The sequence below is a fragment of the Streptomyces sp. MK37H genome (assembly GCF_018035285.1).
Lineage (GTDB): Bacteria > Actinomycetota > Actinomycetes > Streptomycetales > Streptomycetaceae > Streptomyces > Streptomyces endocoffeicus.
Window position 1 is genome coordinate 1 of the sequence record NZ_JAAAYH010000362.1, and the last position, 9,225, is coordinate 9,225.

At 72.4% G+C, this 9,225-nt stretch carries 9 protein-coding genes and 2 pseudogenes; 8 read left to right on the forward strand and 3 right to left on the reverse strand.

All coding sequences use genetic code 11. The annotated features are described in order from the left end of the window. The 4 genes and pseudogenes from GWI24_RS34250 to GWI24_RS34265 form a co-directional block, all read left to right on the forward strand. Positions 1-644: pseudogene (locus GWI24_RS34250) on the forward strand (hypothetical protein); the annotation flags it as partial. A gap of 338 nt (positions 645-982) precedes the next feature. Next, complete coding sequence (locus GWI24_RS34255; protein ID WP_210949946.1) at positions 983-1,489, forward strand: hypothetical protein; 507 nt, start codon at positions 983-985, stop codon at positions 1,487-1,489. 112 nt (positions 1,490-1,601) lie between these two features. Then, positions 1,602-2,411 (forward strand): futalosine hydrolase, encoded by an 810-nt coding sequence (locus tag GWI24_RS34260; RefSeq protein WP_210949947.1) that lies wholly within the window; start codon positions 1,602-1,604, stop codon positions 2,409-2,411. Further along, entirely contained in the window at positions 2,408-3,298 is an 891-nt protein-coding gene (locus GWI24_RS34265) for a 1,4-dihydroxy-6-naphthoate synthase (protein WP_308344181.1), read from the forward strand. Before GWI24_RS34260 ends, GWI24_RS34265 begins: the two co-directional genes overlap by 4 nt. Positions 3,299-3,432: 134 nt before the next feature. On the opposite strand, the gene GWI24_RS46410 is transcribed toward GWI24_RS34265, so the two are convergent. After that, positions 3,433-3,816 (reverse strand): cold-shock protein, encoded by a 384-nt coding sequence (locus tag GWI24_RS46410; RefSeq protein WP_014177506.1) that lies wholly within the window; start codon positions 3,814-3,816, stop codon positions 3,433-3,435. A 167-nt stretch (positions 3,817-3,983) separates the two neighbouring features. On the opposite strand from GWI24_RS46410, the gene GWI24_RS34275 reads away from it, so the two are divergent. After that, positions 3,984-4,292: a hypothetical protein gene (locus tag GWI24_RS34275; protein ID WP_308344182.1), complete on the forward strand. Its 309-nt coding sequence runs from the start codon at positions 3,984-3,986 to the stop codon at positions 4,290-4,292. 133 nt (positions 4,293-4,425) lie between these two features. On the opposite strand, the gene GWI24_RS34280 is transcribed toward GWI24_RS34275, so the two are convergent. Then, entirely contained in the window at positions 4,426-5,058 is a 633-nt protein-coding gene (locus GWI24_RS34280) for an HAD family hydrolase (RefSeq protein WP_210949948.1), read from the reverse strand. Between the two features lie 75 nt (positions 5,059-5,133). Between GWI24_RS34280 and GWI24_RS34285 the strand changes: the two genes are divergently transcribed. From GWI24_RS34285 to GWI24_RS34295, 3 genes are read left to right on the forward strand one after another with little or no spacing between them, the layout of a single operon-like run. Then, complete coding sequence (locus GWI24_RS34285; protein WP_247617260.1) at positions 5,134-6,228, forward strand: iron ABC transporter permease; 1,095 nt, start codon at positions 5,134-5,136, stop codon at positions 6,226-6,228. Between the two features lie 5 nt (positions 6,229-6,233). After that, positions 6,234-7,361, forward strand: coding sequence for an iron chelate uptake ABC transporter family permease subunit (locus GWI24_RS34290; RefSeq protein ID WP_210949952.1), 1,128 nt, complete (start codon positions 6,234-6,236; stop codon positions 7,359-7,361). After that, positions 7,358-8,230, forward strand: a complete 873-nt coding sequence (locus GWI24_RS34295; protein WP_247617261.1) for an ABC transporter ATP-binding protein — start codon at positions 7,358-7,360, stop codon at positions 8,228-8,230. Before GWI24_RS34290 ends, GWI24_RS34295 begins: the two co-directional genes overlap by 4 nt. 252 nt (positions 8,231-8,482) lie before the next feature. On the opposite strand, the pseudogene GWI24_RS34300 reads toward GWI24_RS34295, so the two are convergent. Further along, positions 8,483-9,225, reverse strand: a pseudogene (locus tag GWI24_RS34300) (hypothetical protein); the annotation flags it as partial.

The following is a 9,225-nucleotide window of genomic DNA, read 5'->3' on the forward strand; positions in this document are numbered from 1 at the left end:
GGACCGCCTTCTCCAGGATCGCCTTCTGGAGGGGCCGGTCCCGGCGGCCCGGCCTCCGTACGGTCGGCCCCTCCGTGCTGCACGCCCTCCAGGCGTGTGCCGCGCTGAAGACCCTGTCCGGATTCCTCACCCTCTTCCTCGCCTTCCTCCTCCGCGACCAGCCGCTGGGCGGGCTCGGCCCCGAGATCTCGCTCGGTCTGGCGGCGGTCTGCGCGGGCGGCGGCAACGCGCTGGGCACCGCGATCGGCGCCTGGCTGCGGGCGCGCGGCCCGGAGCTGATCATCGCGGTGGTGCTGAGCTCCGCCCTGGGCGTGCTCATCGTTTCGGCGGCCTTCTACGGCGCGGTGACGGTGGCCGCCGTGGCCGCCACCGCCGGGATCTCCCAGGCACTGGGCAAGCTGTCGCTGGACGCGCTGATCCAGCGGGACGTCCCGGAGGAGGTCCGCACCTCGGCGTTCTCGCGGTCCGAGACGACGCTCCAGATGGCGTGGGTCGTCGGCGGCGCCATCGGCATCGTGCTGCCGCTCCACGGGGTGCTGGGGATGGCGGTCGCCGCGGCGGTGATCGCGCTGGGCGCGGCGCTGAGCGTCCGCGGACTGCTGAGCGCCTCCCGGCAGGGGGCGCCGTATCCGCGGGTGGCGTGAGTCCCGAGCCGCACCCAGGCCTCGCGGGACCGCCATCGGCGAGTCGTACCCGCGCGCGAGGCGATCGGGCTGCGCATCCGTGCCGCGCTGCTGAACATGGCGAGTCGTACCCGCGCGCGAGACGATCGGCCCCGCGGCCGTGTGCCAGCGCCGGATGAACTGGAGTCGTACGCGCGCGAGACGATCGGCTTGTGCGGCTCTCGGAGGCGATGGCCGCGACCGAGTCGTACCCGCGCGCGAGGCGATCGGAATCCGGCGCACAGGCACAGTGGGGGTCGTGGGGATCGCGAGTCGTACCCGCGCGCGAGGCGATCGGTGCGGCCAGATAGCCTGCCCGCATGACCGCTGCGCTGTTTTCCAGGGGCAAGGGCCGCCGCGCCGTCACCGCCGCCTGTGCTGTGTCCCTCGGGCTCGTCGCCCTCTCCGCCTGCGACAAGCCGACCCCGCTGGCAACGGTGACGGTCGGTTCGAACACCGTGACGGCCGAGGCGAGCAACGGCTGCTACGGCGACGGCAAGGACCTGAGCTCGAAGAAGTTCAAGGACTGCCTGTCCGCCAAGCCCGAGAAGACGATCAAGGTGACCCCTGGGGACAAGGTACGGATCGGGGTGGACCCCGAGATCGCCAAGTCCAGCTGGGGCCTGATCGCCAACAACCCGGTCATGGCCGAGGCGAGCAAGGAGACGTACCGCAGCTTCGACAGCGATACGCTCTTCGCCCGGCAGAACCAGCAGACCGGCCAGACCACGCTCGAGAAGAAGGTCACGATCACGGTCGCCGAGCTCGGCAAGAGCAGCCAGGGCGTCAAGGGCATCTGGCGCTTCACGCTGGAACGGGACTCCTGACGGGATTCCCGACGGGACTCCTGACGAGGGGAACTCCGCGGGACGGGGCCTGGTCCTGCCGGGCCACCGGCCGCGCCGTGACAGGGTTGTGTGTGACAAGGGGGAGTCACCCATGCGCGTACTGATCGTCACGGCCGTACCCGCCGAGCGGGACGCCGTCGTACGGGGCGTCGGCGCCACGGCCCCCGAGCCGGCCGAACTTCCCGTCCCCGGCGGGGTGCTCCACCGGCTCAGCCCGGCGCCGCCCACCGGGCCGCCGCTCACCGTGGACGTCCTGGCCGCCGGGGTCGGCCCGGCGGCCGCGGCGGCCGGAACCGCCGCCGCCCTGACCGCGGCCGCGGTCGCCCGCACCCCCTACGACCTCGCCGTATCGGCCGGTATCGGCGGCGGCTTCAGCACCGCGGGGCCCGCCGCCACAGCGCCCGGAGCCGCGGCGCCCGCCACCACAGCGCCCGCCGCGGCGCACCTCGGCTCCGTCGTCGTCGCCGACGCCATCGTCGCCGCCGACCTGGGCGCCGAGACCCCCGACGGCTTCGCCGCCGTCACCGACCTGGGCTTCGGAACCGTCGAACACCTCCCGCCCGCCCCGCTCGTCGCCGCCGTCGCCGAGGCGACGGACGCCGTGCGCGGCACCGTGCTCACCGTGTCGACCGTGACCGGGAGCGCCGAACGGGCCGCCGAGCTGCTGCGCCGCCATCCGCGCGCCGTCGCCGAGGCCATGGAGGGCTTCGGCGTCGCGGAGGCCGCCGCGGCCCAGTCCGTGCCCGCTCTGGAAGTACGGACGGTCTCCAACGCCGTCGGACCGCGCGACCGCGCGGCCTGGCGGATCGGGGAGGCGCTCGAAGCGCTCACGGGCGCCTTCGCGACCATCGCCCCCCTCCTCGGCACCTGGACCTTTGACCCGGAAGGAACCCGGCAGTGACTGAGCCCCTGAGCGAGCCCCTGACTGAGCCCTTGAAGATCGCCTACTCCCCGTGCCCCAACGACACCTTCGTCTTCCACGCCTGGGCCCACGGCCGCGTCCCCGGCGCGCCCGCGCTCGATGTCACCTTCGCCGACATCGACATCACCAACGGGATGGCCGAGCGCGGTGAGTTCGACGTACTGAAGGTGTCGTACGCCGTACTGCCGTGGGTGCTGGACGACTACGCGCTGCTGCCCTGCGGCGGTGCGCTCGGCCGCGGCTGCGGTCCGCTGGTGCTCACGCGGCAGCCCGGCGAGGGGCAGCAGCTCACCGGCAAGGACCTGGCGGGGAAGACGGTCGCGGTGCCGAGCGAGCGTTCGACCGCGTATCTGCTCTTCCGGCTGTGGGCCGCCGCCGAGGTGCCGGGCGGGGTCGGCGAGATCAAGGTGCTGCCGTTCCACGCGATCATGCCCGCGGTGCGGGACGGCGAGGTCGACGCCGGGCTCGTCATCCACGAGGCCCGGTTCACCTATCAGAATTACGGGCTGCACTGCCTGGCTGACATGGGCGAGCACTGGGAGCAGACCACCGGACTCCCGATCCCGCTCGGCGCGATCATCGCCAAGCGGTCACTGGGCGCCGAGCGGCTGCGGGAGCTCGCCGACGCCGCCCGGACATCGGTGCGGATGGCCTGGGACGACCCGGAGGCGTCGCGGGCGTATGTCCTGGAGCACGCCCAGGAGATGGACCCGGCCGTGGCCGATCAGCACATCGGGCTGTACGTCAACGAGTTCACCGCCGACCTCGGCGAGAGCGGCTACGCCGCGGTGCGCGGGCTGCTGACCCGCGCGGCGGCCGAGGGACTGGTACCGCCTATCGGCCCCGGGGCGCTGGACGCGGTCTGACGCATCGGCGAGTGGTCGCACGCCAAGCGGAGCCGGACGGATATCCATCCGGCTCCGCTGACGGGATGTCGTATGTGCCGATGCGTGCCGGGCCGCTCAGGTCGAATTCAGACCGGACTCAACCCAAGCTCAGGTCAGACGTCGAGCTGGTCGGCCACCGCCCGCAGCATGCCCGCGATCTTGTGGCCGTGTGCCTTGTCCGGATAGCGGCCGCGCTCCAGCTGCTGCGTCACATTCTCCAGCAGGGTGGTCAGATCCTGGACAATGGACGCCAGCTCGTCCGGCTTGCGGCGCTGGGCGGCCGCCACGGAGGGAGTCGGATCGAGAACGGTGACGGACAATGCCTGATCCCCGCGATTTCCGGCCACCACGCCGAATTCCACGCGCTGTCCCGGCTTCAGTGAGTCGACGCCTTCCGGAAGCACCGACGAATGAACGAAGACGTCGCCACCGTCATCGCGGGAGAGAAAGCCAAAGCCCTTCTCACTGTTGAACCACTTGACCTTGCCGGTAGGCACGTCTGTCTCGTCCTCGTCGCTCGTCGGAAAACACGGAAAAACAGCTCTCGATAGCACTACAGCGGGTCGTAAGACCCGCCACCACAAGGCTAATGGTCCCGAGCCTGGTGACAAGACGTACCCGGGTGGTTCCTATGCGCGCTCTGGCACGGATCTACCCTGGTCCGGTGAGTAATGAAACCCCGCACCGCGGCGGCTCCCCCAGCCACCCTCGAGAGGCGCCCCTGCCCGGCGACCGGCTCATCCGGTCCGGCGTCATCGTCTTCGCCATCGGAGCGGTGGCCACGCTCGTCACCGTCGCACCGCTCTTCCTGGGCGCGGATCCGCTGCCCTCGGTGGCGTACTTCGTGTGCATGCTGATGGGCGTCGGCTTCGCCCTCGCCGCCGTCGGGCTGCTGCGCTCCATCGCGGCACAGCGGCGGGAGGCCGCGGCCACCGCCCGGGTGTCACGGCCACCCGTACCGCCGTCCGGGTGAACCGGGTGCATCAGACGAACCGGCTGAGCTCATGAACTCGTGAGCTCATGAACTCGTGAACTCGTGAGCTCATGAACTCGTGAACTCGTGAGCTCGTGAGCTGGTGAGCTGGTGAGCTCGTGAGCTGGGCGGATCAGTTCGCCGTGCGATCGTCTATGTAGCCCGACAGCCAGGCCGGGAACGCCGTCAGATCGTCCAGCACGACATCGGCGCCGGCCGCGCGCAGCTCGTCCGCCGCACAGGGCCCGGTGGCGACCGCCACGGACAGCGCACCAGCCGTACGGGCGCCCCGTACGTCACCCGTGTGGTCCCCGACGTACACCTCCGCCCCGTACTCCCGCAGCGCCTCCGCCTTGGCCTCGGCCCACAGCCAGCCGATGACCGCGTCCGCCTCGATGCCCAGGTGGCTCAGGTGCAGCTTGGCGTTGGGCTCGTGCTTCGCGGTGACGACGATGGCCCGGCCGCCCGCCCGCCGCACGGTCTCGATCGCCTCCCGGGCCCCCTTCATGGCCGGGGTGGGCGCGACCGCGTACTCCGGGTAGAGCTCGCGGTAGAGCTCGCCCATCTCCTCGACGCGCTCATCGGGGAACCAGTGCACCAGCTCCTGCTCCAGCGGCGGGCCGAGCCGGGTGATGGCGAGGTCGGAGTCGATGTAGGTGCCGGTCCGTGCCGAGAGCGCCTCGTACGCCGCCTTGATGCCCGGCCGGGAGTCGATGAGGGTCATGTCGAGGTCGAAGCCGACGGTGAGAGCGGAGTGCGAAGACATACCCGCCATTGTGCCTTGGCCCACCCCATACACTTAGCCTCGCCTAACTTCGTAGCCGACGAGCGAACGGACGCGATGACCGCCGACCGGACCAGCAACCGCCCTCCCAGAGCCCCCCTGGTCCGCGCCTCCCCGGTCAGCCCCTCCCCGGTCAGCGCCTCTCCGGTACGCGCCTCCCTGGTCCGCCGCCGCCTCGGCTGGACGGCCGCGGCCGTCGTCGCCCTGCTGCTCGCCGTCCTGCTGAGCCTCGCCGTGGGCAGCCGCCAGATCGCGCCGAGCGCGGTCCTGGACGCGCTGCTGCACGGCGGTTCGGGCGACGCCGCCGACATCGTGCGGTCCCTGCGGCTGCCGCGCACCCTCATCGGGCTGATGGTCGGCGCGGCGCTCGCCATGGCGGGCACCGTGATGCAGGGCGTCACCCGCAATCCGATCGCCGACCCCGGCATCCTCGGCATCGGCCAGGGCGCCTCGGTGGGCGTGGTGCTCGCGATCGCCTTCGCCGGGGTGCACACGCTCAGCGGCTATGTCTGGTTCGCCTTCGCGGGCGCGGGGCTGGCGTCGGTCGCCGTCTACGCCATCGCCACCAGCGGGCGGGGCGGCGCGACCCCGGTCAAACTCGCGCTCTCCGGCGCCGCGATCAACGCGCTGCTGGTGTCCGTGACGACGGGCGTGCTGACGACGAAGGCGGCGGCCCTGGATGAGTTCCGCTTCTGGCAGATCGGCTCGCTCGCCGGGCGGGACACCGGGATCGTCGGCCAGATCTGGCCGTTCCTGCTGGTCGGCACGGTGCTGGTGATCGCGGTGGCACGCGGTCTGGACGCGCTGGCGCTCGGCGAGGACGTCGCGAAGGGGCTCGGCCAGAACGTGGCGGTCGTACGGATCGTCGCGGCCCTCGGTGCCACGATCCTCACCGGCGTCGGGGTCGCCGCCGCCGGTCCGCTCGCCTTCATCGGCCTCGCGGTCCCCCATATCGCCCGCGCGATCGTCGGCACCGACCACCGCTGGGTGCTGCCGATGGCCGCCCTGATCGGCCCGGTGATGCTGCTGATCTCGGATGTGGTGGGCCGGATCGTCTTCCCGCCGAGCGAGGTCCCGGCGGGCGTGATGACGGCGCTGATCGGGGTGCCCTTCCTGGTCACGCTGGTGCGCCGGAAGGCGGTGGCCGCGTGACGGCGATGGAGAGCCACACCGCCCGCCCGGGGGTCCGCCCGGCCGGGTACGGGCTGATCCGCATCAAGAGCAATGGGCATGGCGGGCATGGCGGACGTGGCGGATCGTTCCTGCTGCACCGCCGCTCGGCCCTCGTCGCGATCGGGCTGGCCCTGGCCACCGCCGCCGTCTGTGTGACGTATCTGTGCGTCGGCGAGAGCTTCGTCGCTCCGGCCGACGCCGTGAAGGCCGTCCTGCACAGCCAGTGGGGCATCGGACAGGCCACCCCGAACGATCTCGTCGTCGGCACGCTGCGGCTCCCCCGGATGACGCTCGGCCTGATGGTCGGCGCCGCCTTCGGCATCGCGGGCGCGCTGATCCAGACGGTGGCCCGCAACCCCCTCGCCAGCCCCGACATCATCGGCGTCAGCCAGGGCGCGAGCGCGGTGACCGTGGGCGCGATGACCTACGGGGCCACCTCCTTCGCCGTCCTGCCGTACCTCTCCGTCCTCGGCGGTCTCGCCGCCGCCGCGCTGGTGTACGTCTTCGCCTGGCGCGGCGGGCTCCAGGCGGCCCGCTTCGTGCTCATCGGCATCGGCTTCGCCGTCGCGCTGCGCTCGATCACCCATCTCTTCCTGACCAAGGGCGACTATCTCGTGGCCCAGCAGGCGAAGATGTGGATGACCGGTTCGCTCAACGGACGCGGCTGGGACGAGGCCGCTCCGCTCGGCTGGGCGCTGCTGGTGCTGCTGCCCGGTGTGCTGTGGGCGGCGCGGGCGCAGCGCACGGTCTCCATGGACGACGACACGGCGACCGCGCTGGGCGTACGGCTCGGACGGGTGCGGCTGGGCCTGGTGGCCCTCGGCGTCGTGCTCGCGTCGATGGCGACGGGCGCGGCCGGCCCGGTGGACTTCGTGGCGCTGCTCGCCCCGCAGATCGCCCGCCGGATGACCCGGACCGCCCAGATCCCGCTGCTGTGCTCGGCCCTGGCCGGGGCGTTCATCGTCGTCACCGCCGATCTGCTGGCCCGCAAGCTGTTCGCGCCGACCGAACTGCCGGTAGGCGTGCTGACGGCCGCGGTCGGCGCCCCGTATCTGATCCACCTGCTGCTGTCTTCCGGGGGACGCGGCCGTAAGGGAGGCACCGCCGCATGACCGCTTCGGCGTCCACAACGGGAACGGGCCCGGAGGCCGGTCCGGCGGAAGCCGCTTCCGCGAACCGGCCGAACCGGCTCACCGCACGCGAGCTGACCCTCGCCTACGAGGACCGCACCGTCGTGGACGGGCTGGACCTGGAGATACCCGACGGCGAGGTCACGGTCATCGTCGGCCCCAACGCCTGCGGCAAGTCCACCCTGCTGCGTGCCCTCGGGCGGCTGCTGCGGCCGCGCGGCGGCGCCGTGCTCCTCGACGGCACGGATCTCGCGCGCATCCCGACGAAGAAGATCGCCCAGTCCGTGGGGCTGCTTCCGCAGACCCCGGTCGCGCCCGAGGCGATCACCGTCGCCGATCTCGTCTCCCGTGGCCGCCAGCCGCATCAGCGGTGGTGGCAACAGTGGTCGGAGGAGGACGAACGGGCCGTCACGGACGCCATGGAGCGTACGGATGTGACGGCGCTCGCCGACCGCCCGGTGGACGAGCTGTCGGGAGGACAGCGGCAGCGCGTATGGATCGCGATGGCGCTCGCGCAGGAGACCGATCTGCTGCTGCTGGACGAGCCGACGACGTATCTGGACATCTCCCACCAGGTGGAGGTGCTGGACCTGGTCCGCCAGCTCAACCACGAACGCGGCCGTACGGTCGTCGCCGTCCTCCACGACCTCAACCAGGCCGCCCGCTACGCCGACCATCTGATCGCGATGAAGGGCGGCGGCATCGTGGCACGCGGCCGCCCAGGGGACATCGTCACGGCGGAGCTGGTGCACGAGGTCTTCGGCCTCGACTCGGTGGTCGTCCCGGACCCGGTGACCGGCAGCCCCCTGGTCGTCCCGGGCACGCCTTGGCAGGCCGCCGGGCACGGCTGAACACGCAGGCCGAGCAAGGCTGAACACGCAGGCCGAGCAGGGCTGAGCGGAGGGCTGGCGCCCGGCACGCGGATGGGGCGGATGCCCGCGCGGCCCCTTGGCGAATGCCCCGGGTCCGCCGGGCCCGGCCGCCCCGCGCGGCCCACGTGGTCCCGGGACAGGCGCCTCGCGCCTTGTCCCGGCTTGAGCTGCCGCACGGTGGCCCCGGCCGCCGGCCCGACGATGCCCCGCGATCGGCTTACGCGCCCGGCGTCAGCCCTTGCGCCTCGCGCGCCAGAGGAGGAACAGCACCGAGGCGATGGCCGCGCCCCGGACCACGTAGGGCCAGGTCTCGGTCAGGACGTCCTTCCAGCCGTGCTCGGGGATCGGCTCGCCCCACTTGCCGTCGGCCCGGCCATACAGCCAGACCGCGGCCCCGGCCGCGACCAGGCCGGGCATGCCCAGGGCGGCCCACTTCGCCTCGGCCGGGGAGCGGCGGTAGGTGCTGTAGTACGCGATCACCCAGCCGAAGGCGATCAGGATGATGTTGCCCAGGGCGGCGCCCGCCACGAGGAGTCCGACCGCCACCAGCAGCACCGGGCCGAGCCCGGACAGCCATTTGGGGACGCCGCCCCCGGCCGCGGGCTGATCGGCCGCCTTACCCGCCTTACCGGGCCCGAGCAGTACGCGGCGCAGCCCGCCGCGCTGCTTGCCCCCGGCCTCCGCCTTCTTGGCCCCGGCCTTCGCCTTCGCCTCCGCGGCGGCCTCGGCCTCGGCGGCCTCAGCCTCAGCCGCCGCCTTCTCCTCGGCCTCCCGCCGCTCCTGGCGCTCCTGCTCGGCCGACTTGCCCTTACCGAGCAGTTCGGGGATCTCGATCCCGCCGGTGAACCCCTCGACCGCGCCGTACTGCGCATCGCGCTGCTCGGGCTGGGCGAACGGGCCCGGCTCGACATGCCACCAGTCCATGTCGGACTCGCGCGGGCCCAGTTCGTCCTCGCCCGCGAGGTGCGGTGGCG

What these genes read in the sequence shown, in the direction of transcription:
- GWI24_RS34285 (WP_247617260.1), top strand. Translation starts at nt 5,134, where the DNA reads ATGACCGCCGACCGGACCAGCAACCGCCCTCCCAGAGCCCCCCTGGTC.
- GWI24_RS34290 (WP_210949952.1), top strand. Translation starts at nt 6,234, where the DNA reads ATGGAGAGCCACACCGCCCGCCCGGGGGTCCGCCCGGCCGGGTACGGG.
- GWI24_RS34280 (WP_210949948.1), bottom strand. Translation starts at nt 5,058, where the DNA reads ATGTCTTCGCACTCCGCTCTCACCGTCGGCTTCGACCTCGACATGACC.
- GWI24_RS34255 (WP_210949946.1), top strand. Translation starts at nt 983, where the DNA reads ATGACCGCTGCGCTGTTTTCCAGGGGCAAGGGCCGCCGCGCCGTCACC.
- GWI24_RS34295 (WP_247617261.1), top strand. Translation starts at nt 7,358, where the DNA reads ATGACCGCTTCGGCGTCCACAACGGGAACGGGCCCGGAGGCCGGTCCG.
- GWI24_RS34260 (WP_210949947.1), top strand. Translation starts at nt 1,602, where the DNA reads ATGCGCGTACTGATCGTCACGGCCGTACCCGCCGAGCGGGACGCCGTC.